The organism is Pseudoxanthobacter soli DSM 19599, assembly GCF_900148505.1.
In the GTDB taxonomy this organism is placed as follows: domain Bacteria; phylum Pseudomonadota; class Alphaproteobacteria; order Rhizobiales; family Segnochrobactraceae; genus Pseudoxanthobacter; species Pseudoxanthobacter soli.
This window is the reverse complement of record NZ_FRXO01000009.1, coordinates 114,971-139,448: the sequence shown is the minus strand read 5'-3', so window position 1 is coordinate 139,448 and position 24,478 is coordinate 114,971. Positions and strand designations below refer to the sequence as shown.

The 24,478-nt window shown below is 66.1% G+C and carries 19 protein-coding genes and 1 pseudogene; 16 read left to right on the top strand and 4 right to left on the bottom strand.

From position 1 onward, the window contains the following. Window positions 1-7: 7 nt before the first annotated feature. Window positions 8-1,201, bottom strand: coding sequence for an efflux RND transporter periplasmic adaptor subunit (locus BUF17_RS18365; protein ID WP_073631430.1), 1,194 nt, complete (start codon window positions 1,199-1,201; stop codon window positions 8-10). Between the two features lie 153 nt (window positions 1,202-1,354). On the opposite strand from BUF17_RS18365, the gene BUF17_RS18360 reads away from it, so the two are divergent. From BUF17_RS18360 to BUF17_RS18320, 9 genes are all read left to right on the top strand, one after another. After that, window positions 1,355-2,038: a response regulator gene (locus BUF17_RS18360; protein WP_073631428.1), complete on the top strand. Its 684-nt coding sequence runs from the start codon at window positions 1,355-1,357 to the stop codon at window positions 2,036-2,038. A gap of 106 nt (window positions 2,039-2,144) precedes the next feature. Further along, window positions 2,145-3,125: an ATP-binding protein gene (locus BUF17_RS18355; RefSeq protein ID WP_244530948.1), complete on the top strand. Its 981-nt coding sequence runs from the start codon at window positions 2,145-2,147 to the stop codon at window positions 3,123-3,125. A gap of 71 nt (window positions 3,126-3,196) precedes the next feature. Then, window positions 3,197-3,829 (top strand): tyrosine-type recombinase/integrase, encoded by a 633-nt coding sequence (locus tag BUF17_RS18350; RefSeq protein ID WP_073631424.1) that lies wholly within the window; start codon window positions 3,197-3,199, stop codon window positions 3,827-3,829. Window positions 3,830-4,263: 434 nt separating this feature from the next. Beyond that, a complete protein-coding gene (locus BUF17_RS18345) occupies window positions 4,264-5,472 on the top strand; it encodes a Druantia anti-phage system protein DruA (protein WP_073631422.1) in 1,209 nt (402 codons plus the stop codon). Window positions 5,473-5,479: 7 nt separating this feature from the next. Then, window positions 5,480-8,278: a hypothetical protein gene (locus BUF17_RS18340; RefSeq protein ID WP_073631420.1), complete on the top strand. Its 2,799-nt coding sequence runs from the start codon at window positions 5,480-5,482 to the stop codon at window positions 8,276-8,278. Continuing rightward, window positions 8,275-9,327 carry a hypothetical protein gene (locus BUF17_RS18335; protein WP_073631418.1) on the top strand — a complete coding sequence of 351 codons (1,053 nt, stop codon included), beginning with the start codon at window positions 8,275-8,277 and terminating at the stop codon, window positions 9,325-9,327. The genes BUF17_RS18340 and BUF17_RS18335 overlap by 4 nt, the downstream gene beginning before the upstream one ends. Window positions 9,328-9,343: 16 nt before the next feature. After that, complete coding sequence (locus BUF17_RS18330) at window positions 9,344-14,896, top strand: DEAD/DEAH box helicase (RefSeq protein WP_073631416.1); 5,553 nt, start codon at window positions 9,344-9,346, stop codon at window positions 14,894-14,896. Between the two features lie 155 nt (window positions 14,897-15,051). Next, window positions 15,052-15,312: a hypothetical protein gene (locus tag BUF17_RS18325; protein WP_073631414.1), complete on the top strand. Its 261-nt coding sequence runs from the start codon at window positions 15,052-15,054 to the stop codon at window positions 15,310-15,312. A gap of 17 nt (window positions 15,313-15,329) precedes the next feature. Then, complete coding sequence (locus tag BUF17_RS18320) at window positions 15,330-16,400, top strand: hypothetical protein (protein WP_073631412.1); 1,071 nt, start codon at window positions 15,330-15,332, stop codon at window positions 16,398-16,400. Here BUF17_RS18320 and BUF17_RS22715 read toward each other — a convergent pair. Next, entirely contained in the window at window positions 16,357-16,776 is a 420-nt protein-coding gene (locus tag BUF17_RS22715; RefSeq protein ID WP_139282592.1) for a hypothetical protein, read from the bottom strand. The genes BUF17_RS18320 and BUF17_RS22715 overlap by 44 nt on opposite strands. 64 nt (window positions 16,777-16,840) lie before the next feature. Next, window positions 16,841-17,222: pseudogene (locus tag BUF17_RS22710) on the bottom strand (IS110 family transposase); the annotation flags it as partial. 480 nt (window positions 17,223-17,702) lie between these two features. Here BUF17_RS22710 and BUF17_RS18315 point away from each other — a divergent pair. From BUF17_RS18315 to BUF17_RS18290, 6 genes are all read left to right on the top strand, one after another. Then, window positions 17,703-18,551 (top strand): hypothetical protein, encoded by an 849-nt coding sequence (locus BUF17_RS18315; protein WP_073631409.1) that lies wholly within the window; start codon window positions 17,703-17,705, stop codon window positions 18,549-18,551. Between the two features lie 13 nt (window positions 18,552-18,564). After that, window positions 18,565-21,408 (top strand): caspase family protein, encoded by a 2,844-nt coding sequence (locus BUF17_RS18310; protein WP_084564892.1) that lies wholly within the window; start codon window positions 18,565-18,567, stop codon window positions 21,406-21,408. Between the two features lie 107 nt (window positions 21,409-21,515). Continuing rightward, the gene (locus tag BUF17_RS22705) at window positions 21,516-21,872 is read left to right on the top strand and encodes a hypothetical protein (RefSeq protein WP_139282590.1); all 357 of its coding nucleotides are present in this window, start codon (window positions 21,516-21,518) and stop codon (window positions 21,870-21,872) included. A gap of 74 nt (window positions 21,873-21,946) precedes the next feature. Further along, a complete protein-coding gene (locus BUF17_RS18300; RefSeq protein ID WP_175563744.1) occupies window positions 21,947-22,471 on the top strand; it encodes a DUF4189 domain-containing protein in 525 nt (174 codons plus the stop codon). Window positions 22,472-22,566: 95 nt separating this feature from the next. Then, a complete protein-coding gene (locus BUF17_RS18295) occupies window positions 22,567-23,013 on the top strand; it encodes a hypothetical protein (RefSeq protein ID WP_073631401.1) in 447 nt (148 codons plus the stop codon). After that, window positions 23,010-23,471 (top strand): M23 family metallopeptidase, encoded by a 462-nt coding sequence (locus BUF17_RS18290; protein WP_073631399.1) that lies wholly within the window; start codon window positions 23,010-23,012, stop codon window positions 23,469-23,471. Before BUF17_RS18295 ends, BUF17_RS18290 begins: the two co-directional genes overlap by 4 nt. A 126-nt stretch (window positions 23,472-23,597) precedes the next feature. Here the strand turns inward: BUF17_RS18290 and BUF17_RS18285 are convergent, their stop codons facing one another. Beyond that, on the bottom strand, window positions 23,598-23,846 hold the full coding sequence (locus BUF17_RS18285; RefSeq protein WP_139282589.1) for a hypothetical protein: 249 nt from the start codon (window positions 23,844-23,846) through the stop codon (window positions 23,598-23,600). Between the two features lie 152 nt (window positions 23,847-23,998). Between BUF17_RS18285 and BUF17_RS18280 the strand changes: the two genes are divergently transcribed. Then, window positions 23,999-24,457 carry a hypothetical protein gene (locus BUF17_RS18280; protein WP_073631395.1) on the top strand — a complete coding sequence of 153 codons (459 nt, stop codon included), beginning with the start codon at window positions 23,999-24,001 and terminating at the stop codon, window positions 24,455-24,457. Window positions 24,458-24,478: the final 21 nt, after the last annotated feature.

The window sequence follows — 24,478 nt, the reverse complement described above, 5'->3', positions numbered from 1 at the left end:
GCTCCCCTCAGGTTTCCGGTGCCATTGAGGAGGGGCTGTAGGCGACGGACTCCAGAGGCAGGCCCGCCTCCGCGCGCTCCTGGCCCTGGACGACCACGGTCTCGCCGGCCTTGAGGCCCGACACGACCACATATTGCCGGTCTACCAGGTCTCCCAGGTCGACCTCGCGGCGGCTGGCGGTGTTGTCGCTCGCGAGGATCGTGAGATACGCGCGGCCCGCCGGATCGCGGCGCACGGCCTGCTGCGGAACGGTCAGAGCCTGCGGGTAGACCGCGGCGGGTACCCGGGCGCGCAGATACATGCCCGGCAGCAGTTGGCGGTGCGGGTCCGGCACCTCCACGCGTATCGCGATACTGCCTGTTCCCGGGTCCACCGTATTGTCGGAGAACAGCAGCTTTCCCTTGAAGTCGTAGGCCTTGCCCGTGATCATGAGGATCTCGACGGGAACGGCGCCCGCGTCGGCGCCGTGGTCCCCGTCGGATCTTTCCTCCATCTGCGCCCAGCGGACGGACGACTGGCGGACGTCGAGATAGACGCTGTCGATCTGCTGGACGACCGCGAGGGCGGTCGCGGCGCCGACGGATGCCAGGCTGCCCTCCGTTGCGAGGGCCTGACCGATGCGGCCTTTGATCGGGCTGCGGATCGTGGCGTGAGACAGTTCGAGCGTGCGGCGGGCCAGGTTGGCCTCGGCCTCGGCGACGTTTGCGCGCGCTTGCGCCAGCGTCGCGTTGGCATCGCCGAGCGCGGCGGCGCTCGCGGTCTTCACCGCGGCCAGCGCCGCGACCCGTCCATGCTTGGCCGCGGCATTGACAAGATCGGCCCGCGCGCGCGCCAGCACGGCAGAGGCCGCCTCGACATCGGCCACGAACGGCGCAGGATCGATCTGGAACAGGGGCTGGCCCAGCGAAACATCGGCCCCTTCCGTGAAGAGCACGGTCCGTACGATGCCGCTGACTTGCGGACGTATCTCGGCGGTTCGGCGAGCCGATACCCGGCCTGGCAACTCGTCATAGACGACCACCCGGCGCGGCTGGACTTTCAGCACCGCGACGCGCACGGCGGCCGCCGTGGGTTCGGTCTGCGCGCTGCCGTCGGCGGAGTTCGTGGGTTCCGCGGCCTCCGTACAGGCGGCGAGGACGATCGCCGTGGCGACGAGGAGAGCGAGTCTCGGCGTTGGGCGGGGGCGCGTCATCGCGGTCATCCATCAGGGCGGTCCTGTCGCTCCGGGCGACGCCGCCTCTATCGAACCCGCGCGTTGCCGCCGTGTGGGGGGAATGTTGCGGTTTGATGGAGACGGATCGGAGCGCTCGACGCAGGCCGCGCCAGATGGCATCGGTGGAGCAGGGAGAACGCCATGCCAGCCCTCGTTCTGATTGCAGAAGACGACGACGAGATCTCCGCGATCCTGGATGCCTATCTCGTGCGGGAGGGTTTCCGCACGGTCCAGGCACGCGACGGTCGCGTCGCGCTCGACCTGCATCTCGCGCTGAAGCCGGACCTGGTGCTTCTCGACGTCTCCATGCCGCATCTCGACGGATGGGAAACGCTGGCCGAGCTGAGGCGGCGGGGAAACACGCCGGCCATCATGATCACGGCTCTCGACAAGGACATCGACCGCCTCCAGGGCCTGCGCATCGGCGCTGACGACTATGTCGGGAAGCCCTTCAATCCCATCGAGGTCGTCGCCCGCGCCAAGGCGGTTCTGCGCCGCTCCGGCCTTGCGACGGCGGCGGGCGTGTTGCGGGTCGGCGACCTGACGATCGATCTCGACGCCTATCAGGCGCGTCTTGGAACCGGTGCCGCGGCGCTGCCGCTCGCGCTGACGCTCACCGAGTTCCGCATCCTCGCCCACATGGCGCGAAGCCCCTCCAGGGTCTTCACACGAAGCGAACTCGTCGATGCGTGCCTGCCGGGCTCCGACGCGCTGGACCGCACCGTGGACAGCCATCTCAGCAAGCTGCGCAAGAAGCTCGAGCAGGCCGGCGCGCCGGGCCTGCTGCCGGGCGTACGCGGCGTCGGCTACCGGCTGTCGGCATGACGTGATGGGACCGCGCACCGGATTGAGCCGGCAGATCCTCGTGGCGATGTCCGCCATCACCGTCGTGGCGGGACTTCTCGTCTTCTTCGGAACCTATCTCGCCTACATGGCGATCATGCTCCTCTACCCGACGCAGCAACCCGAGGATGGGCTGACCTCGATCGACCTGGCGATCGTATGCGTCCTGATCATCGTAGCGCTGCCGATCGCCGCCCTGGTCTCCATGCGCCTCTCCCGGCGCATTCTCCAGCCTTTGGAATCGCTTGCCCTGAGCGCTCGGCGCATCACGGCCGGGGACCTGACCGCCAGGGCATTGGTCGGCGAGCGGACCCTTGGCGAGACGGCCGCCCTGATCGACGATTTCAACACGATGGCGCAGCGGTTGCAGGACATGGCGGCCGACATGGCCCTGTGGAACGCCACCATCGCGCACGAGCTTCGCACCCCGCTCACCATCCTGAAGGGGCGGCTGCAGGGCATGATCGATGGCGTGTTCGTGCCGGACGAAGCCGCACTTCGGGCCCTGGTTCTGCAGGTGGACGGATTGGCCCGGCTGGTGGAGGACCTGCGGACTGTCACGCTCGCCGACAGCGGCCATCTGGATCTGCGCCTCGCGTCGATCCGTCTTGCGCGTGAAATCGAGCAGATGGCCGAGCTGATGGCTCACGACCTGCGCGCAAGCGGATTCCATCTGGAGCTCGACCTCGCCGATCTCGTTGTCGAGGCGGACGCGACGCGCATCCGCCAGGCCCTTCTGGCGCTCGTCACCAATGCCCGGCGCTATGCCATAAGGGGCGCGATCACCATCACGCTCGCTTCTCGCGACGAAACGGTTGTGCTCGGCGTCGCTGACGAAGGGCCCGGCCTTTCGCCCCGGATGGCGCCCGGCATCTTCGATCCCTTTGTGCGCGGCGTCCCGGCCCGCGTGGGAGAACCGGGAGGCAACGGTCTCGGCCTTTCCGTCGTGCGCGCCATCATGGAGGCCCATGGCGGGCGCGTGAACTACCGCACCGCACCGGGAGGCGGGGCGTTGTTCGAGATGATCTTCGTGAAGGCGAGGCGGTCCCCGATGTCACACGATGGGTAACGGGCGCGCAGCGAGGCGCCGCGGGGCTCGCGCGTTTCATACTCGGCCAATCAAGGCCGAGGAGAACGCACATGGGCCATTCTCGATATGATGATGCCAGCCGCGGGCGCACAGCTTGGAACGCTGGCAAGAATGTAGGAGCGAAGCGTCCGCTCACGCAGAAGCAAATCTGGGCTGTTCGCTTCTTTCTGGATCGTGAGCGCCGCGTTCGGGACCGCGCTCTGTTCGACCTTGCGATAGACAGCAAGCTTCGCGGCTGCGATCTGGTCAAGATCCGGATCCGCGATTTCGTCACCGGGCCGGAAATCAGGACCCGAGCGATCGTTGTTCAGCAGAAGACGGGGCGCCCCGTGCAGTTCGAGATCACCACAGACGTGAGGGCCAGTCTTCTCGCCTGGCTGGAACGGCGAGGTGGCGCGCTCGGGGACTATGTATTCCCGAGCAGGGTTGATGACGCAAAGCACGTGAGCACGAGGCAATATGCACGGCTCGTTGACGAGTGGGTGACCGCGATCGGGTTGCGTCCTGAAGAATACGGAACTCACTCGCTTCGCCGCACGAAGGCATCGATGATCTACAGGGCGACAGGCAACATCCGTGCGATCCAGATATTGCTCGGTCATTCTAAGATCGAGAACACGGTCCGATACCTTGGTGTCGATGTCGAAGATGCGCTGCTCCTGGCGGAGCGAACCGAAATCTGACTTCATGCGGTTGTCCGTCTAATCACGGACAACCGTTTCGACGCGTAGGATATGCCGCTATCCTATCGCTCGTCGGGTGGATTCCTGCCTGACCGGTTAGGCGCCGAAGCTGGGAAAGCGGCCGTTCGGCAGGCCACTGCACTTCGACAGCTGCGCGCCCCATGTCAGTCGTTCGAAGTGAGCTCTCTAACTCCTGAAAGCTGCCGATTCTGTTTGGCCTTAAAGCTGGGGAGAGAGCTAAATGTCCTGCTTGGGCTACCGTGCCCAGACAACATTGAGGGGCCACGCGAGCTTTTTTCGCCATCCCGCTGCTCCCGAGGCCTGAACAACTCAAAGCTCGACCATTGGTAGTTGCGCCGGTCCAATGCACTGGTGCAAACTGCAACCAGTTTGCGGTTCAAAATGCGGCGGCTTAATCTGGAGGCAAAGGCGGCGTGAGTGCTCAAACAGGGGGCATTGCTAAGCCCTTCGACAAAGAAGCTGCGCTCAAGCGCGCGATCCGAAGGCATTTCAAAACGCTCGGGTTCACCAAGAACGCGGATGGCGCACTGGTGCTACCGGGCGAGGGCAAAACAGTCGTGCGCCAGCTCCATCGAGCGCAGCGCCGCGATCGTCTGCAGTCAGCCCAGCCGTTCCTGGAACGCGCACTCCCAAAGGCGCTGCCGAGCTTCGCGGAGGGATCGGAGCTCGACGTCAGTCGCATTCGACTGGCCCTGCGCGTAGTGAAGTCCGACACCCCGGAAGCCGATCTCTTCAGGGTCGCGACGATGACCTGGTCGGTGCCAGTCTCGGTCGGGTTCGGTCGGCGGATGCGCTACCTGGTCTGGGACGAGAGTCATGATCGCCTGGCGGGCGTCATCGCCCTCGGCGACCCAGTTTACAACCTCTCGGTCCGTGATAACGCCATCGGCTGGACCGTCCACGACCGCGCGGAACGGCTCGTCGGCTTGCTTGACGCCTATGTCCTCGGGGCGGTCCCACCCTATAGCTTTTTGCTTGGCGGCAAGGCCGTGGCTTGCCTCGTCCGATCACGCGATATCTTCGCGGACTTCCAAGCCAAGTATGGCGGAACGGTCGGCGTGATCTCCAAGGTCGCGAAGAGCGCCAATCTCCTCGCTGTTACCACGACCTCGTCGATGGGAAGATCCTCGGTATACAACCGCCTGCGCCTCGACGGCGAAAACTATTTCGAGCGCGTCGGATACACGATCGGCTGGGGCCACTTCCACATCACCGACACGTTGTTCGAGCAGATGCGGGATTATCTGCGGGAGCGCGACCACGCCTATGCGGACCACCACGAGTTCGGCGAGGGCCCGAACTGGCGGCTTAGGACGATCCGAGCGGCGCTGAAGGCGCTGCGGATCAACGAGACCGTGCTGAAACACGGGATTCAGCGCGAGGTGTTCGTCGCGAAGTTCGCGGCGAACGCTTTCGACGTGCTTCACTACGGCGAGAAGGAGCCTGACGTCAGCGGTCTGCGCAGCGTGGCGGAGATCTCGGCAATGGCGGTCGAGCGGTGGATGGCACCCAGGGCGGCCCGCGGCGAGATCGACTACCACAGTTGGACACGGTCACAGATCCCCCGGCTGATCCGAGGCCTCGTCGACCTGCCCCGCGCCGACCTTCGCTGTACGGGCTAGTCGACCGATGCTGGACAATCTGCAGGTCCAGCTTGAGGCGCATTTCAAAGCGCTGGCGGGGCGGCGTAGGCCGGCCGGCTATCCGGTCTACGCTATCGAACACGCCCTTTCCGATGATGCTGTTTGCGCCGCCCGAGCGGCGGCGGCGCTGGAACTTCGCAGCCGCGGCCCTCGCCGCGAGCACTGGCTGGCGTGGGTCGCCCTCGCGGCTGAGGCGGGCTACGGCTATGATGGAGAGGAGTACTGGCCGTCGCTGGAGGAGACACCCGGCGCGTGGCGGACGCAATACGACCGCCAAACCCTGCGCAACTGGTTCGAGAAATTCCACCGCGAGTACGGCGGGCCCGTCCCGCAGGGCCGATGGGCCGAGAAGTTTAGCATCATCGCCTGGCCCATCGCCGGCGCCCTGCTGCCGAAATACCTGCAAGGCCATTTCGCCCGGCACCTGTTCCAGATCCGCTATGGCCTGGGCCGGTTGGCGAACGCAGGGGCGGACGAGATCGGCGCCTACCTAGCCGCGACCAGCGACCAGCGGTCGGCTCGGTATGAGGACTTCCTGGAGCAGACCGACCTGACCGGCCGGATCGTGCTCGCCCTTCGCGATGAGGACCTCAACGAGCCCGTGCCGCGGATCATTCCCGAAACCCTGGCGCGGATCGTCTCCGACCTGGAGCGTCGGCGCGAGGCGGGAGCATTTCTGAAGGCCGCCCGGCAGGTCCTGCGATCTGCCCGTAGTGTCGTGTCCGCCTCCCTAGCCGGTGCACGCCGACCATTGCCGGGGCAACTCGATCAGGAGGACATCGTTCGCCCGCCACGCCTTGTCGCGCGGCGATCGGCTGACGGCACCGTGCTGCTCGGCGCTCACATGCCGGACTTCGCCTTGGCCATGAAGAAGGCCGGCCTGGCGGCCCCGGCGCTTGGCCGGCTGAGGGTGCGGCTGTGCGGGGAAACCGAGCACTGGTCGCCGGGCGCGGCCCTGCTCAGTTGGTCCAATCTCGATCGCGCCTTGCCGGTGTTTCCGGAGCCCGGCAAGTCGCTGGTCGAACTGGATGCTCCGCCCACGGCGTTGCAGCCGATCCTTCAACCTCTGACGGTCCTCGAAGAGCGGCCGGTCTGGCTGCTCCACCAAGGCGAGGACAACGCCTATCGGCAAGTCGTCGGCGGTCGAGTGCGGCCGTCGCAAGCCTATTTGGTCGTGTCCCGCGCTGCCCCGCCCACCGATGTTCTGCAGGCGCTCTCGTTGCGGCCGGCTTCGGCGAGCCTGGATGGGGTGAGCGCCTATGCCTTCCAGACACCGCCTTCCATCTCCCCGCCCTACCGCACGGCGCTGCAGAAGCTCGGCCTGGGATATTCGCTTCGGACGCGTGTGGAGCCGGCGGGGCTCAGTCCTGTGTCCAACCAGGGCTTCGATGGGCCCAGTTGGGCCGCGGGCGAAGAGATCACGCTGCGTCTGTCGGCGGACTTCCCAGCCGCCGAGTTCATCCTGGATTTGGATGGCAGCGGCCCCTCGCGGTACGCGGCGGCAGACGAAGCGGTCTTCGTTTCGCTGGGCGCCCTGGCGGTCGGCCGGCACAGGCTGAAGGTCACAGCGGTGGCCCGCGCCGGAGCCACCGACTCCGCAGTGGATGCCAGTCCCGCCTCCTTCGACTTCCACGTGTTCGAGCCGCGGCCGTGGCCCGACATGGTGGCGGAGCGTGCCGGCTTCCGGGTGCTGCTCGAGCCGGCCAATGCGGATCTGGAAAGGATCCTCACCGGCCAGGCAAAGGTCTCGCTCTATGGACCGCCCGGCCGCCGGGTGGCCTGGCGGATCGACACGATCGACGCCAGCGGACACGTCGCCGGAGGCGGTCCGCTCACCTCAATCCGCCTGCCGATGGACGCCGACGGTTTTGCGCCGGCGCTCAAACGCCTGAAGGACTATTCGGACGCGATCGACGCCGCGCACCGCGTGGACCTGGTGGGGGAATTGGAGGAGCTCGGTCGCCAGACAGTCCGGTTCCCGCATAAGGTCGATCCCCTACGCTGGCGTCTCGACCCGGTCCAGCAACGTCTGCGGCTGATCGACGAGACCGCGCATGACGAGGCCGTCCAGGTGACCCGCCTCGATCTGACGAGGCCGGCGGTCCGGACGGAGGCCTCTCACGCCGACCTGGTGGCCGGCGTCGCCCTGAGTTCGCCCGGCGCCCTCTTCAGCGCCGTGTACAAGGACCAACGCTACGTCGCCTTCGCCTCGGCGCCGCCCCAGGAGAAATTGAACGAGCTTTCCCAACTCGGGCTGGTCCAGGATTTTCGGCCCGAAGCCGCCGAGCCCGCGCGGGCGGTCGTCGGTTTGGTCAATGCGCTGCAACTCTGGCAGCGGGCCCGACCGATCGGCCGCATGGCCGCGTTGCGCAAGTTGCAGACGGTCGCCGGGCTCGAAGGCGAGCTTCGGCGCACGTTCTGCGGGGCGGACTGGTCGGCGTGGCTCGACGCCTCGGCGGTGCCGGAGTTGGAGCGCGCCCAGGCCGGCGTCGGCGGATCGCCGGGCTTCGGACTGCGGATGCGCACGACGACCTGGGCCGAGATGGGCTGGGGCCATGTCCGGGCGGAGTTCTTCCGCTATGCCGAGCATTATCAGATCACCCAGGACCGGGACCTGGCCGACCAGGCGGTCACCCTGGCCTTTCGTCCCTGGACATTGCGCCTTCCGGCCGGCGTCGCACCGAGCAAGGCCGTCGCTCGCCTTCTGGACAACCGACCGTTGGTGCGCGGCGCGTTCCTGGCGAGGGCGAGCACGCCGACCCTCCACGGGGCGCTTACGGCATGATCCAAAGGTTGCCCCCCGCCGGCGTGCTCGAAAGAACCGCCCGCTCCCTGGCCCTCGCAACGCCCGCAGTTGCTGAAAGCCTCGTCGCCCAGGCGCTGCGGCGTGCGGTCTCGGCGCTGGCGCCGTGCTCGCGCGCCGAGGCCTTGCGGTTCGTGCGCCAGCCGTTGGACGGGCTGATGGCTGTCACCGACGAGTGGTACGAGGACCTGCTCGACGCGCTGATCGCCTATGGCGACGTGCTGGAGGTCACGCGGCAGGAGCAGGATGCTTGGCGCACAGGGCGACTGGTCCTCCGGCCTGCGCCGCCGAGTTTTGTCCGGCGCGCCAACGGCGATCTCATCATCCTCGGCGTCGCGGGCGACCAGCCGACCGCCCTGCTGGGCGAACTGGCGGAGCGGCTGGAGTATCGTGGCCCGCTGCGGACTCTTCGCGAGGCCGGGGCGGTCGACCTCCTGAAGGCGCTGGGCCTCGTCGAGCTTCCAGAAACAGCGTGGCTCCGGGCGCCCGTCACCGCCTCGGCGCAGGGCTATGCTGAGCTCAATCGCGGCGAGGTCCTGAAGACGCCCTTGGCCACGGCGCCATTGGACGGGCTCAGCTTGATAGATCCCGGTCGACCGGTGACCTACTACAGCGGGCGCTGGCGACCGCCCGCGAGCGGCGACACCGGCGTCTTCATCGCCCGCCGCCAGCAGTTGTTCGGCCTGCGGCCCTGGTGTCTGGTGGAGTTGGAGGGCGGAGCGCCGCGGCGACTGCATGATCTCGTGGCGACGGACAACCGCGAGCGGCCTTGCGATCTCGCCTGGCGTATCCAGGCCGCCTTCGACGCCTCCGCCGGCAGGCCGCAGCAGGTGCAGGCTACCCGAACGCGGGCCGCGGTCGAACTGGCATTCTTCTCCCCCCTACCGGCGTTCGCGGAACGCCGGTTGGCGCTCAAAGGGGAGAAGTCAGCGCGGGCCGGCTGCTTGTTCGCCTATACGCTCCCCCCGGCCGCCGCGGCCGACGAACTCGATGCCCTTTCCGAAAAGCTCTGGCTGATGGAAACATCATGATCCCAACGGGGCCCACATGACCGCGACTATTCAAGAGACAATTGAGGCGCTGCAGCGGACGCTGTTGGGCTACATCGAGGCGACCTATCACGTCGCCGACCCGTCGGTCGTGCGCCAGCGCCGCAAACTGCTCGAACAGATCGGGGGCATCTTCCAGAGCCCCTTCCTGGAGTCGACGCCGCGCTATCAAACGGGCAAGCGCTACGCTGAGATGGCGGGCCTGCCGGACGCCGCGCGGGACATCTACACCCGGCTCTCGAACCCCGCCGTCGGCAAACCGCTCTTGTTCGATCCGCCCTATGTCCATCAGGCCGAGGCGATCGAAGGGATCCTGGTTGAGCAGCGGAACCTGATGATCATGACCGGGACCGGCTCGGGCAAGACCGAGTCCTTCCTCTTGCCGATCCTCGGGAAACTCGCGGTCGAGGCCCACGACCGGCCGGACCAGTTCGCCAAACACCACGCCGTGCGCGCCATGGTGCTCTATCCCATGAACGCCCTGGTCAACGACCAACTCGGCCGCCTCCGCCTGCTGTTCGGCGATCCGCGGGTCGTCGGCGCCTTCGAGCAATGGGCAGGCCGCGCCGCGCTGTTCGCCCGCTACACCAGCCGCACGCCCTACGCCGGCGTGCGGACGCGGCAGAAGGACGCCCGTCGGCTCAAGTCCATCCGCGAGTTCTTCGTCGACATCGAGGACGCGGCCGCCCAGGTCGGGCCCGATACGGCGCCGGAGTCGGCTGCGGCGAAGGCCGCGGCTCTCCAAGGCAAGCTGCACGACAAGGGCAAGTGGCCCGCCAAGCCGAGCGTCGCCGGCTGGTTCGGCAGCGGCCATTGGCTGGACGCCAATGGCGAGTTCCGTCGGGCGATCACGCAGCCGGGGGAAGCGGAGCTTTTGACCCGCCATGAGGCACAGGTCAACCCGCCCGATCTGCTGATCACCAACTATTCGATGCTGGAGTACATGATGCTCCGGCCCATCGAGCGGCCGGTGTTCGACCGCACCCGGGCTTGGCTGAAGGCCTGCCCAGACGAGAAATTCCTTATCGTACTCGATGAAGCCCACCTCTACCGGGGCGCCCAGGGTGCGGAGGTCGGGCTCCTGCTTCGCCGGCTTCGGGAGCGTTTGGACATCCCGGCCGAGCGCTTCCAGGTGATCTGCGCCACGGCGAGCTTCAGCGCGGCCGGCAAGGCCAAGTCGGGAGAGTTCGGCGGCCAGCTCTCGGGCGCCGAACCAGCCTCGTTCCGTCAGATCACCGGCGACCTGAAGCTGCAGCCCGGCGAGGGCGATGGCGACGACGCCGACGCGGCGGCCTTGTGCAGTGTCGACATGAACCGGCTCTACGCGGAGGCCGACGCCGATCGGGATCAGGCAATCGCACCGTTTCTCACCTATCGCCAGACGCCGACCGGCGCTGGACACGGCCCCGACCTTCACGCCGCCCTGTCTGGCTGGGGCCCGTTCAGCCGGCTGGTAAACGCGACCATGGTCAGCGCGCTGTCGTTCGACGAAGTGCGGGCAAAGGTATTTCCCAAGGTTGATCCGGTCCGCGGCGACCAAGCGATCAACGCGCTCCTTGCCCTGGGCAGCCGGGCCAGGCTTAAGCCCGACGAAGCGAGCCTGCTGCCGTGTCGAATCCATGCCTTCTATCGCGGCTTGCCGGGTCTTTGGGCGTGCCTGGATCCGAACTGCACTGACCTGCCGGCCGAGGACCGCGGCGGTCCCATCGGCCGGCTCTACAGCCAGCCGCGGGCGCGCTGCGCCTGCAACGCGCCCGTGCTCGAATATTTTACCTGCCGGTACTGCGGGACGTCCTACGGCCGAGCCTACACCAAAGATGTCAGCCAGCCGAAACAGATATTCGCCGAGGAAGGCCACCAACTGCTCACGGCTGAAGGCTTCATCAAGACCCTGGAGCCACTGGACCTCCTGCTGGAACCGCCCACCACGCCGGCGCTCGGCATTCCCGCCCTCTTCGACCTGGTGACCGGCCGGCTCGACCCGCCCCATCCCAGCGACCGCACCCGGACGGTCTATCTGGCGCCATCCACCGTCGCCATGGCCGGGCAAACCGACGACGGCGACGATGAGGATGACGAGGACGACGAGGTGGATGGCGACGGGCGCCCGGTCGGGGCCGGCCAATTCGCACCCTGCGGCTGCTGCCAGAAATATGCGCGGGGCAACCAGTCCAGCGTTCAGGACCACGTCACCAAGGGCGACCAGCCGTTCCAGGCGCTGCTGAGCTCGCAGATCAAGGTCCAGCCGCCCAGCCCGAAGCCTGCCAGCGAATTCGCGCCGCTTCGTGGCCGGAAGGTGCTGGTGTTCTCGGACTCCCGTCAGGTCGCCGCGCGGCTCGCGCCTACGCTGCAGAACTTCTCGTTCAAGGACACCATCCGCGCTCTGCTGCCGAGGGGTTACCGGATGCTGGAGGAGGGCCTGCCGGCCGTTGTGTTGGATCAGGCCTACATGGCCGTGATTGTCGCCGCCCATCGCTTTGGCGTCCGACTGCGCCCCGGTCTGGAGCCATCGGAGGTCATGCCGAAGCTGCATTACACGGCGCCAGGCGGGATTCCAGACGCCCAGGAACTGATGGCGCTGATCAACGAGAAGCCGCCGGTCAACCTGACGCGCGCCATTGTCGACACCCTGCGGGACAATGTCCTCGGACTGGAAGCCCTTGCTGTCGCCTCCGTGCGCGAGGCCGCCAAGCACAGCGAGAAACTCGCCAGCACACTGCCCAATCTCACCGGCCTCGCGGAAACGCCGGAGGCCAAGCTGGCCGTGGTGCGGGCGTGGCTACGGGCCTGGGTCCGCAAGCCCGGCGTCTGGTTCAAGGACATGCCGCCGGGCTGGTGGGGCGCCGGCGGGCTCGTCCGGGCCCACCGCGGCGAGTTCCAGCCGCTCCGCTACGTGTTCAGCACTCCCGCCCTGAAGTCAGGATTCCGCAAGGGATGGCTGCCGGTACTGCTGCCGCTGCTGACCGAGAATATCAACGGCCAGCACCGCATGGTGGCGCGGAACCTTACGCTGGACCTCGGCGGCTCTTGGCGTCGCTGCAATCGCTGCACATCGGTGCATCGGCCGATCAGCACGCTGGGCGTCTGCATCGACTGCGGGTCGGACGACATCCACGCCTTCGATCCAGACGCCGACAACGTGTTCAAGGCCCGCAAGGGCTTCTATCGCGCGCCGGTGGTGGACGCGCTGACCTCGGACCAGCCGGCGCTGATGTCCCTGATCGCGGCGGAGCATACCGCGCAGCTAAACGCCGCGGGCGCCGACGAGGCGTTCTCGCGCGCTGAACGGCACGAGATGCGCTTCCAGGATATCGACCTGGCATGGCGCACCACGGACGTGCCCGACACCGCGATTGACGTGCTCTCCAGCACTACGACGATGGAGGTCGGGATCGACATCGGCGAGTTGTCGGGCGTGGCCTTACGCAACATGCCGCCCGGCCGGGCCAACTACCAGCAACGCGCCGGCCGCGCGGGTCGCCGCGGCAACGCGGTCGCCACCGTGGTCGCGTTCGGCAGCGCCGACAGCCATGACGACCACTATTTCACGCGCCCCCAGGAAATGATCCGCGGCGAGGTGGTCGACCCGCGTCTGACCTTGGAGAACCCCGACATCGTTCGGCGCCATATCCGGGCGTTCGTCCTGCAGCGCTATCACGAGGCCCGGCTACCAGACCTTGATCATACGACCGACGCCGCCGCCAATCTGTTCTCCGTGCTGGGCAACGTGCGCGACTTCCGCGACTCCACCGGAATCCTTAATCGGATCGACCTGGCCGCGTGGCTGAAGCTGGCGCACACCAACCTCGTGACAGCCCTCCAGCGCTGGTTGCCATCCGAACTGTCGGCGGCCGATCGTGCGCGATTGATCGCCCATTTCGTCCCGGACCTCTTGAGAGCCGTCGACGAAGCGATTGGCGGCCAACCCGTCCTGCCGGCTGGCCCCCATGACGGGGACGATACGGACGTGCTCGAAGCGCCGGAGGACGCAACCCCTGCGGCAGCCATCGAGACGGAGGGCGGGGCGGAGCATGATCCCCAGCCCGAGACCGAAGACTTGGTCGACTTGGCCTCGGACAATCTACTGGACCGGCTGCTCTACTGGGGCGTGCTGCCCCGTTACGCCTTCCCAATGGACGTAGCGCCTTTCTACGTCTTCAGCCCCACCGCCACCGGTTTCCGGCACGAAATGGAGTTCGCGCCAAGCCAAGGCCTCAACGTGGCGCTGTCGCAATACGCCCCAAACAAGCAAATCTGGATCGCGGGAAAACAGTACACTTCCCGGGCCATCTACTCGCCCTTCCCCCACGATCGGAAGAACGCCTGGGGGCGGCGCAAGCTCTACTACGAGTGCGCCCAATGCGGGCACGCCAAGACCACGGACTTTGATCCGGACCGACGGAGCGAGAGGCTCACCTGCGAGGCCTGCCAGACGCCCGGCACGTTCGGACCGAGCAAACCGTGGTTCCGGCCGCCGGGGTTCGCCCACCTCTGGGACCAGCCGGCTGTCACCACGCCGGACGAACCGAACGAGACCGCCTACGCCACCCGGGCGAAGCTTGTCATGTCGAGCGGTGTCCAGGATTTCGATCATGAGATCAACCCGCGCCTGCGCGGACTGGCTACCCGTGAGCCCCTGCTTGTCTCAAACTCTGGGCCCGGCGGTGACGGCTATGAGTATTGCGTGCGCTGCGGCCGCATCGAGTCCGTCGCCTCGCCCGAAGTGAATCTGCGCCAACCTCACACCCTGCCGTTCCCCAACGACAATGAGCCCAACTGCCCGGGCGCGGTTTCGCATGGCGTGGTCCTCGGGGTCGAGTTCGTCACTGACATCGCCCTGTTCTCGCTGAGCTTGGCGGCGCCGATCCGCCTCCCGCCGCCCAACGCGGAGACCGCGTCGGCGATGCGGACGATCTGTGAAGCCGTCGCCAAGGCCACCAGCCAGTTGCTGGAGATCGAACCCGGCGAAATCCTGGCCGAACATCGGCCGGCGTTGAACGACAGCGGCGCCGCTGGCGCCGTGGTCGAAGTCTTCCTCTACGACACCCTGGCCGGCGGTGCCGGGTTCTCGCCGCAGATGGCGTCGCGCGGCGCCGAGCTCTTCTGCAAGGCGCTGGACATCATGGAGCAGTGCCCGGCCGACTGCGATGCCTCCTGCTATCGGTGTCTGCGCAGCTTCCGCAATCGACTCGACCACACCCTGCTGGACCGCAAGCTCGGCGCCCAGGTGCTACGACAGGTGATGACCGGCGTCACTCCGCCGTATTCGTTGGAGCGCGCACAGTCGTCCGTCCAACTGCTGGCGGCAGACCTGCGTCGCCAGTTCTCTGACGACTTCGAAATCGCCACCGCGACAAGCTCGGTGACGCAGGCCCCGATCTGCCTCATACGAAAGTCCACCGGCAAGATCACGCCGCTCGATCTTCATTCGCCGGTCGCGCCCAGCGTACCGCTCCACGCCACACAGGTGAAAGGCGTGGTGCTGATCGACGAACTGCTGGTGCGCAAAAACCTGGGCGAAGCGGTCGCGAAGGTGATAAACGCCCTTTGAGTTAAATCCCAAAGTGGACTCGTTCCAAGGGACGACGGCTAGGGGCGGAGACCAGCATAGGCCGTTCCGGCATTGTGCGATAAGAATCGCAGCATACTGGACGGCAATACGTCGTCGTCCACCCTGTCAACATCGGCTGTCGTAGGACTTTCGTTATGGTCGCTCAGCTCGCCGACGCCCCTCGGTTCGAAAACGCCACCGACTTGGCGTTCGAGGACATCTCCAGCGAACGCTACCGGGAATACCGCTTCCGCGGCGGAGACGTGGTGCGGATCGAGGCCCCTTTGAAGCTCAATGTGAGCGAAAGCGGCGGCCATCGCATCTTTGACGCGGAAGGAGTTTCCCACTACATCCCGGCCGGTTGGATTCACTTGAGTTGGGTCGCCAAGGACGGCCAGCCCAACTTCGTGAAATAGCCCATGGGGAGGGGCACTTGCTGGTCCTGCTGTCGTCAAGCGCCCGGCGTCGCTACAACGACGATATCGTTCGAGCCCTAGCACATCCCGCCGGCACCGAATTCCGCTTCCGCTATGGGGAAAATTACCTAGAGCAGGATCTTGCTGCGCGGTACGAGCGCACACGCGCCGTCAACCTGGCCGGACTTATCTGCCACTGGGCCACCCCTGAGGGTGCAACATCGCTTCTTGCGCCCTGCCGATTTGTCACGGTCACCCGCATCCAGAAGGTCGGCAGTTCTTACGTCTTCACCCTAAGGGTCGCCGAGTTCGTCAAAGATCTCGATGACGCGAAGCTACGTGGTCTGATGACCGAGGGCGAACTGGCGCTTCTGCCGACGGCCAAGTCCGACGCTAGTTCCCGGGCGGGCCGCCTCGTGTTCGAAATCTCCGACGCCCTGACGCCGTTCCGGGCGGCGACGAGCGAAGCCATGACGGCCTTCGAGAACACGACGAAGGCGCTTCGGCAGGAGGCGAAGTTCGAGGACAGTAAGCCCATCGCCTTCTTCAGCGTTCAGGGGCTCTCCCCCGCAACCGGAGGCCCGCCGCTGGAGCCGCAAGGCGGGCGGTTTGAATTGGAGTCTGGCCGCCGCTATTTTCTGGACATCTACAGCTACTCGCCTGAAGGCGAAAACAATCTGTCTGACGCGATGACCTTGTCGGCGAGCGCGGACGATAGCGACCTCAAATTTAGCTCCGAAACGGTCGCCAAACTGGATTCCCGCTACGATCTCATCCGGTTCGCCTTCTCGACTGAGCAACAGCTTTTCGAGCTTTCCGCCGGCCTGCGCCTGGCTTTGGGCGTCCCCAAGACGGCGGACGAGAAGGATCTAGAGCAGCGCTGCGATATCATGCTCGACCTTCGGTTCCGTGGGTCGTTACGCTTGGCGGCCGCGCGGGTTGCCATGATCGCGATCGGCACGGCCACTCCGGCAGTCATCGGCGCCTACGCGGCCGGCAAGGGCTCGCTCGGACTCGCTTCGGTGATGTTCATCGCCGCCCTATTCACCGGGGTAGCGACGGTATTTCCCGCCCTAAAGAAGGCTTAGGCGCGGACCCGACCTCGCCCCCTGGGCCCACCCCTCCTGGCCCGGCCGGCAGTGGCGGCGGTGCCGCCCTCTGCAGGTCTGGATGTCCGATTTGGTCTAACTTGATCAGATGATCTTGCTCGGCCTTCGACAGTTCCAAGGGGTGCCAAAAGATCGCGAACCCGATTGCCACGGCCAGCAGCACGCAGGCCGCCCCCGGCAGGAAGCTGGCCACTTGGAATTTGTATTTGTCTCGCAGTTCGGTGCGAGCTTGATCGTTGTAGTCGAAGGCACGGGTCAGCAGCCGACAACCCAAATAAAGGAGCAACGGCGCGCACAGCGTGAACACCGTTCGTTCGATCGTCCTAGAGGCAATCAGTGCATCCATGGCCTCCATGTATCCATCCTCCCGTCAGAATGCAGACTTTTCCCAAACGGTGCTAAGTGGTTCAGGGAAAGCCACGGACGCGGCGCCAGGCCTGGAGATTGACCTGATCTTGGGTTGTTCTCGCGGACCAGGTGCAGGTTGGGGCGCAACGCCGCTTCGGCGATAGCCTCGGTGTCATTGTAATCGTTCTTCTGCCCCTTTTTATGAAGGGCTTCACGTGGATAGCCGTCATGATCCGTGGCTCGTGTCCCTGCGCCCTTAGGGGTAAGGCTGACGAAATGTGCGCTGAGGCAGGCCTCCATCCCTACGATGCATGGCGGCAGCTTCCGAAAAGTCTCCGCCAGCGCAAGCCGTTTTATCTTGCGGCGGAACGCAATCTTGCTGTCGGGACCGGAACATACAATGTGAAAAACGTCCTTGGCTATGTCGATTCCAACGGAGGTCAGGACCGGAATAGCGGTATCTGTGTCTGCGTCCAAGGGGGCTTTTCCTGCGGGGCGCGGGCCAGTCCTTGCAGACTATCCCGCGGAAGGAAGCAGCCGGACCAACCCATTAGCAGACCTCGCGAATCTCAGATATGGGTCACTTCGGTCTCGGACATTCATCGGCGATATGTCCGCTTCTCGTTTGAAGCCCCCAATAGCGGAAAGGCCGCTACCGGCCCCATGCCGGACGTTCTGGTATGCGCTCAGCGAGGGCTGCTTCTGGCGCAACACCAGCGCCTTAACTGGAGTCTGACCACATCCGCTTTGCCCACCTGCCATCATAGGGACGGCAGATGGTAGACGTTTCGCTAGGCGTTGCCCACGACAATTGTCTTCGCCACTGCGACACAGCATCATGGTGAAGCTGAACCCCATCGTGAATGGTCAAACGTCATGGCGACGACTCCGGGTCTGTACCTAAAATGGCGCGCGTTTCGGGAACTCGTTGGCATGCCGCTGCCCGAGTCTGAGATCGCCTTCCGGCTATTCGGGGAGGGAAATTGGGAAAGCAGCGCGCCGAAGTTTTCCAAGCTTCTCTACGGCGATTATGGCTTCTCCCTCGATACCGCGACGGAACTCGCCGCGATCGTCAACAAACGGCTTGAGGTCAGTCTGGGCGCGCGCGGGCTATCTGGTTTGACCGAACCGCTTGTGCCGTCCGATTTCACGCTGCCGCTCTACGAATTCATCCGGCGCATCCAGTCGGCCGCGCGGATAGAGGACGACGAAACGCTCGACCGCGCGCAAGATGCGCTGCTCGGCGAACTCGCGCCCGGCGCTAATCCGCAAGGACCGGTCCGCCTCGTGATCGAGAAGTTCGCTGGGAACCGCAGTTTCGACGGCTTTCTGCCGTCTGGCGGCGACGGGCCTATCGTCTTCGAAGCTGGTCGGCACAAAGGCCGGATTGCCGTACGGGGCATCGATCACGAGCCAGCCATGGCCTATACATTGCTTGCGCGTGACACGCGCCCTGTCGGTTTCAGATGCTGGCAGATGAACTGGCGAGACACGATCTTGTGGCTGCCGTCACCGTCTCTCCCGCGCCTGGTTGAAGGACAGCTGCTGCTGATGCCCGAAGCGGCGCCCGTGCAGCCCGCTCCTGGAAGGTTCCTGGCGACCACGGTGCTACTTTGGGACGCGGATGGTCGCAAACTGCTCGATCCGAGAGGGGCGGCAGCAGAGCCGGGGGCGCTCGACGAAGATGAAACGGCGCGCTTCTTGACTAATCTGCGCCGCCTGCAGCGGCGTGACTCGGGCGCCGTGACGGTTCTGAGCGCCGAGTACATCGTCACTCTCTGACGGAGCCTCGGAGATGCGCAGCCGCTGGTTCGATCTATCAGGAGACGCTGGCAATACAGCAGCTAGCGCCGCAGAAACGGATATCGCACCGCCTTCGGCTGTCGCCGCTCCTGAGATTAAGCTGCCTTCCGGCTCAGGCGTGGAGCAGCGCTTCGCGCTCCTGATCGGCAATGCCGCCTATGCGTCGGCTGCGCTCGCCAATCCGGTGCGCGACGTGCGTCTGCTGGGCTGGACGCTCGAAGGGATGGGCTTCTCCGTGCGACGCGTCGAGAACGCCACGCTGGCGACGATGCAGGACGCGATCATCGCTTTCGGCGAACAGCTCGATGCTGCCGGCGCGGATGCGATTGCGCTGCTCTATTTCGCGGGACATGGCGTACAGCACGAGGGCAGCAATTTCCTGCTGCCGGTCGATGCCCGCATTCCAGCACCGCATTATCTCGCGACCAGGTCGCTGCCGCTCGATGTCGCCGTGGCGCAACTCGCCCGCTGTCCGCGTCGCGCTACCATCGTCGCGGTCGACGCCTGCCGTGATGAGGTCGTCGCGGATACAGCCGCAGGGGCCACGGGCGTCACTGCAGGGCTCGCGCGCGCCAGGCTGCCGCGCCCCTCGCAACTCGTCTTCTCGACGGCGGCTCAGGCGCGTGCTGCCGACGGGTGGGGTGATCACAGCCCCTTCGCGCTCGCGCTGTCCGAGGAATTGCCGGGGCTGCTCGTCCCGGGCCGCCGCCTTCAAGACATGATCGACGATGTCGCCACCAAGGTGGGCCTCTGGACGAAAGGCGAGCAGACGGTCTCGGTCTATCGCGAAGGCTTCATGCCGCCGCTTGCGCTGACGGAGGCGGACGAGCAGCGGCTCCGCGACTGGAGCCGGCGGCCACCCTTCCGGCTTTCTCGTCGGCAGGCCGTGCGACGCGCCGCAGCCAGCCTTGCCGCGCTTGGCGTCATCGCAGCAGCAGCTTTGTGGTGGACCGCCTATCCGGAAACGCGCACGACGCTGCTGCTGCGTGCCGGACTTCTCGACTCCGCCGCTTACGACCTTACCTGCGGCGAGCCCTGGGATGGGCCGGCCGATGCCTACGGCCTGACGCGCCGGGACTGGTGCCAGTCGGTTCCCAGAGAGCTGATCGAGAAACTCGCCTCGCACGCCGGATCAAGCGAGCGTGTCGCGGCGGGCCTCCGGGAAGGCGATCCCAAGGCGGTGCTGCTCTCCGCCGGCTTGGCAGCGCGGGACGCCTATGGAATGGATGGGCCGGCGCGAGAAGCCCGGCTGGGCGAGGCTTATCTCCTTGCCGAGCGGGCGGCGCGGACCGACCTTCCGCTCGGCGCCATCGCCCCTTTCCTGATCGCGAGCTCGATCTACACCGCGCAGACCGGGCCCGCGGCGGTCGCTGCGGCCATGCGAAAGGCGGCGGAGAACGGCGTCCTGGTCGCGGCCGTTCTCGCACCGGTCGTCGAGGCTAGCCTGCGCAGCGGTGGCATCGACGGCGTGCCGCCCGAGGCGCTGGACGAGGTCGAGGCCGCTCTTCGTCAGGCGGCTGCCGGGGATAGTAGCGGCGAGGTCGCTTACTACGCAGCGCAGAATTTCGGTGGTCAGGGGGTCTCGCCTGTCCTGTTCTCGCCCGAGCGGGAACGCGCGTGGCTTCTGAAGTCGGTTGCAGCGGGATACCCCCCCGCGGTTTCGCTCCTGCTGTCTCGTGCCGAGAGCGACCCGGCCTATCGGCTTGAGCCGGGCGAACGCGATCGGCTTATCGGCCTACTTGCTGGTCGCGATGATGCCGCCGGCCGCTATTGGCAGGCTCGGCAGCGCATTGGGCGCGATGGCCGCATCGGACCCGAAACGCTCGCCCTCGCCACGGCCGCGGCAAAGGCCGGCTTCGAGCCCGCGACGCTCGATCTCGCGGATTATTATCTGGCGGAAGGGCAAGACCCGGAGCGCGCGCTCGCGCTGTTGCGCGCGGCCGCGAAAGCCGGGCAGCCGGCAGCCATCCTGCGTCTGGGCCTTCTTCTCGCAAACGGGAGAGCTGGCACGGACGACCACCCCCCGGTCGCGCCAGAGCTGCAGGAGGCCATCAAGCTGCTTGAGCAGCCGGAGGTCGCGAAGGATCTCCGCGGCGGGCTCGCGCTGGCGCAGATCTATCTCTATGGGGATATCGCCACGCGTGATCCGAAACGAGCCGAAGCCCTGCTGCGCGAGCTGGCGCGAGCGACGCCGGAACCGCAGATCGGACTCGATGCGCGCGGCGAACTCGATCGGATCGCGATGGAGGAAGCATTAAGGCAGGTGCTCGATCCCTCGATTGCCATCGCAGCCGGCCGCCCGGACGCGCCATTGCTGCTGACCCTCGCGCTGCCACCGGCTTGCGGGGAGTGCGGCCTTGAGGCCCTCCTGCAAATCGTCGAGCCGTTCCTGGCCAGCGGCGATGCGCGCCTCGCTCTCGTTCCGCTCAGGAATCCCGGAAGCGAGGCGGATATCGAGGCTGCGCTGCTTACGGTGTGCGTGGCGCCGGACGGGCGGCTCGGCTTGTTCCGCAAACTCGTCGCCGCCGCGCCTGAATGGCGCGACGTCACCGACGGCGCAGACAGGGCGCGTGTCTTCGCCGAACTGCTGAAGCGGGAGGGACAGGGTTCTATCGATCTCGCCGCCTGCCTGAGCAACGGCGCGGCACGGGCGGCTCTGCAGCGCCAGCGCAACGATCTCACGGCGGCCACGGGACTGCGAACATCCCCTGTCCTCTTCATCGGCGGGGAGTGGCGCGAGGAGGCCGATGCGCTTCCCCGAGACGAATTGCGCCGCCTCATCCTCGCACAGCTGCCGCCGGCGAGGCGCATCGGATCGGCCGGCGAAGCGCCATAGAGGGCGCCGCCTCTCGCCAACTTCCGGCAATGGCGCGCAATGGCGCGCCGTCGCCTCGACGTGTGAAAGAGGCGTCTCGCTTCCCGCTTGAACGACGCAGGTGCCCGATGCCCGATCTCAAAGCCCTCTCCGAGCGACCCAACCGATTGATCGCGCGAGCCGGATTGGTGTTGTGCCTCCTTTGCGCAACCACTGCGGCCCATGGCGCGGAACCGCGTCTGACCGGAGCGGGCGGACTGTCTTGCCGTGTGCTGGATTCACCCTCAAAGGCACGTCTGGCGGACGGCAGCGCCGCGCTGCAATGGAGTCTCGGCTATCTGACCGGCCGTGTCCAATCGGCTGCCGGAGAGCGTCATAAACGCTTCACGGGCCCGGACGGCATCGCCGCCGAAATCATCGCTTATTGCCGGGCGCATCCGGATCGGCAGATCGTTGATGCCGCGGCGGAGTTTTTCTCGCCCTGACGGTCTCCCGCTCGGTTCGATACTGCCTCATGCTCGCGTCCGGTCGGTCTGTTTTTCACATGGAGGTATCCGCGATGTCTATCATCGCCCGGTTCCATCTCGCATCTACTGCTGTTGTCGCGGCGTTTCTGCTGTCTTTTCCGGCCGTAGCTCAGAACAATGAATGCTCGATGATGTGCAACGGCATCTACAACGATTGCTACAGGTCCTGCGCCGGATCGAATGATGGACTCTCTCCCCCAGGAGGCAGCGTTGCGCCGGGCGGTGGACCAAGTCGTTCCAGCGGCGGATATGGAGCCATCGCGATCTCCGAAAGTGACGACAACGGCGCCCTACGATGGGGACAGTCCTACGGCTACGAATCCCGCGCCGATGCCGAGGCCGTGGCCATGCGGTTTTGCATGGAAGGGGGGCTTCCGGGCTGCCAAGTGAGGCTCTGGTTTTCCAACGCGTGCGCCGCGCTCGTCACCACGGACGACGGCGACTGGTGGACGTATTGGCGTCCCTCGCTCGCCGCCGCCCGCAGTGCCGCGCTGGCGAAATGCGAGCAGGATGACAAGGGTGTCTGCATTCTCAAGGAAGCGTTCTGCTCGCCCTGAACGCGGCGCATGCCGACGCAAGCGCGCGCAACACGCGGCAATTGTCGCGACCTCTTCCGCATGGCTGTGATGGCCCACGTGCGATCGGCCCGTCAATGCAGAAGGAACGCTCGATGCGACATTGTTCGGTCTATGTCTTACTCACGGCTTCGACCCTTTTGGTTCCCAGCTTGCATGCCGTCGCCGAGCCCGGCACGTCCCTCGCCGCCGGCGGCTGCTGGATGGTCCTGCCCAAGGGAGAGACGCCCGAACGCAGCAACGCGACCGAAGTCATCTGCCTCGGCCGGGACGGTTACGGCGAGGTTCGCGAAAGCCAGTTCTATGGTGATGTCGCCGCCTGCGCCAAGGTGACCTACCGCACGAGCAACGGCCCCACTCTGGTCGAGATCGATTTCGGCGCCTGCACCAATGCCGCGCCGAACCACAGCCTGCTCTGCGCGAGCAGCGCCGGACGGAAGCCGGTGGCATGTCTTCAGACGGTGCCCGGCGACGACGAGCCGGTAGAAATGGAGCTCCACCCGTTCGAGAGAGCTGGGCCGTGAGGCCGCTTCTCCTCCTGACTGCCGTGCTGGGCGCATGGCTCGCGCAGACCGTCCTGTTGCGCGCGTCGGAGTGCCCGGAAAGTCTGGCCCGGCGGCCTCCGGTGGAGGCTGCGATCGAGCACGCTTTCGGATTTCGCCTGCATCCCGTCATGGGCAGTGCGGTCTTCCAAAGGAGCATTGTATTCCGCACAAACAGCGGGAGTTTGGTCAGAACGGTGAGGGGCGGCCGGGTGGCGCTTCTCGAAACGCAACCGCAGATCGGGCAGTTCGTCTGGGTTCGGCAGCGCGACGGGAGCGAGCTGCGATATGGGCCGCTGTCGCAGATCCGTGTCCGAACAGGGCGCTGCGTCGCGGCAGGCGCAAGTCTGGGCCGGACGACCTCGTCGCCATTCACGTTTGCCCTGTGGTGGAACGGGAAATGGATCGATCCCGCTCCCTTGTTGGGAGCCGGGCAGTGATTCAAGCATGAGGCCGGGTAACGGGTCGCTGGCCGTTCCTCTGGCCACGGACGGCGCCGTTATGCGGGTCTGCCGGAAAATGCGGTCGTTCAGGTTATGCGAACTCGTGGTGGGCGTGGTCTCGATCTATTCCGGGATCGACGATCCGGCAGGTGTCGAGCCCGTCGTCGCCCGGTGTTCCTTCAGGATATCGACGACGGGACCGCTCAGGCCGATCTGCGCTTTCGGACGTGCAGGCGGCTCGCGCAACCATACGACCGCACCCACGACGGCGGCGACGATAGCGAGCTTGAAGATCATGTCCGAGGTGATCATGGGTGGCTTCCCCTCTGTTTCCGCCTGGTAGCGTCGTTCGATACCGACAAACGATGCCACGTCCTTCCCCGCGGCGCCTATTGCGGCTCGTTGAGGCCGGTTGCGGCACGGACCAACCGCCAGAGGAGGCAATCGACGGCAAGCCGAAGCAATGGCGCGGCCCATCGATGCCGGAGCAGAGTGTCCCTGCCTGACGTAATTCAAGGATCGCCATGCCGACACGCCGTTCTCTGTTGCCGCTGCTGATGCTGCCGCTGCTGCCCTCCGCCAAGGCGGAAGAGATATCTTGCTGTCAGCGCGGTGGGGCGCTGATCGTCCATCCACGGCGTCCGGCAGCGCCGCTATCGGCACAGCTCGATGCGCTGATTCCGCTGGTTCACCATGCGGCGCTGGGCCTTGCTTTGCAGTCGGCCTGGCACTGCTTCACGCCGAACCAGGACGCGCGGATGCGCTCGACGCTCGCTTGGGCGCTGGACGCGCTGCGCCACAACGGCTTCGGCGAGGTCAGGTCGGCAGAGCTGAAGAGCGCTCGGCGGGGCGGCGGGGAAGAGGCAGCGCGCCTGATCGCGATGGGCGCTGAAACCAAGGCGGCACGCGCCATGCAGGCCTCGCTGCTCCATGTTTTTGCAAGGGAACCGCGTGCGGGGAAAGCATGCGCGTCAGATCTGTAGCGGCGGCTGCATGATGATGGG

What these genes read in the sequence shown, in the direction of transcription:
- BUF17_RS18330 (WP_073631416.1), top strand. Translation starts at nt 9,344, where the DNA reads ATGACCGCGACTATTCAAGAGACAATTGAGGCGCTGCAGCGGACGCTG.
- BUF17_RS22705 (WP_139282590.1), top strand. Translation starts at nt 21,516, where the DNA reads ATGCCCGATCTCAAAGCCCTCTCCGAGCGACCCAACCGATTGATCGCG.
- BUF17_RS22715 (WP_139282592.1), bottom strand. Translation starts at nt 16,776, where the DNA reads ATGGAGGCCATGGATGCACTGATTGCCTCTAGGACGATCGAACGAACG.
- BUF17_RS18300 (WP_175563744.1), top strand. Translation starts at nt 21,947, where the DNA reads ATGTCTATCATCGCCCGGTTCCATCTCGCATCTACTGCTGTTGTCGCG.
- BUF17_RS18280 (WP_073631395.1), top strand. Translation starts at nt 23,999, where the DNA reads ATGCCGACACGCCGTTCTCTGTTGCCGCTGCTGATGCTGCCGCTGCTG.
- BUF17_RS18310 (WP_084564892.1), top strand. Translation starts at nt 18,565, where the DNA reads ATGCGCAGCCGCTGGTTCGATCTATCAGGAGACGCTGGCAATACAGCA.
- BUF17_RS18340 (WP_073631420.1), top strand. Translation starts at nt 5,480, where the DNA reads ATGCTGGACAATCTGCAGGTCCAGCTTGAGGCGCATTTCAAAGCGCTG.
- BUF17_RS18315 (WP_073631409.1), top strand. Translation starts at nt 17,703, where the DNA reads ATGCCGCTGCCCGAGTCTGAGATCGCCTTCCGGCTATTCGGGGAGGGA.
- BUF17_RS18350 (WP_073631424.1), top strand. Translation starts at nt 3,197, where the DNA reads ATGGGCCATTCTCGATATGATGATGCCAGCCGCGGGCGCACAGCTTGG.
- BUF17_RS18295 (WP_073631401.1), top strand. Translation starts at nt 22,567, where the DNA reads ATGCAGAAGGAACGCTCGATGCGACATTGTTCGGTCTATGTCTTACTC.
- BUF17_RS18335 (WP_073631418.1), top strand. Translation starts at nt 8,275, where the DNA reads ATGATCCAAAGGTTGCCCCCCGCCGGCGTGCTCGAAAGAACCGCCCGC.
- BUF17_RS18365 (WP_073631430.1), bottom strand. Translation starts at nt 1,201, where the DNA reads ATGACCGCGATGACGCGCCCCCGCCCAACGCCGAGACTCGCTCTCCTC.
- BUF17_RS18355 (WP_244530948.1), top strand. Translation starts at nt 2,145, where the DNA reads ATGGCGATCATGCTCCTCTACCCGACGCAGCAACCCGAGGATGGGCTG.
- BUF17_RS18325 (WP_073631414.1), top strand. Translation starts at nt 15,052, where the DNA reads ATGGTCGCTCAGCTCGCCGACGCCCCTCGGTTCGAAAACGCCACCGAC.
- BUF17_RS18360 (WP_073631428.1), top strand. Translation starts at nt 1,355, where the DNA reads ATGCCAGCCCTCGTTCTGATTGCAGAAGACGACGACGAGATCTCCGCG.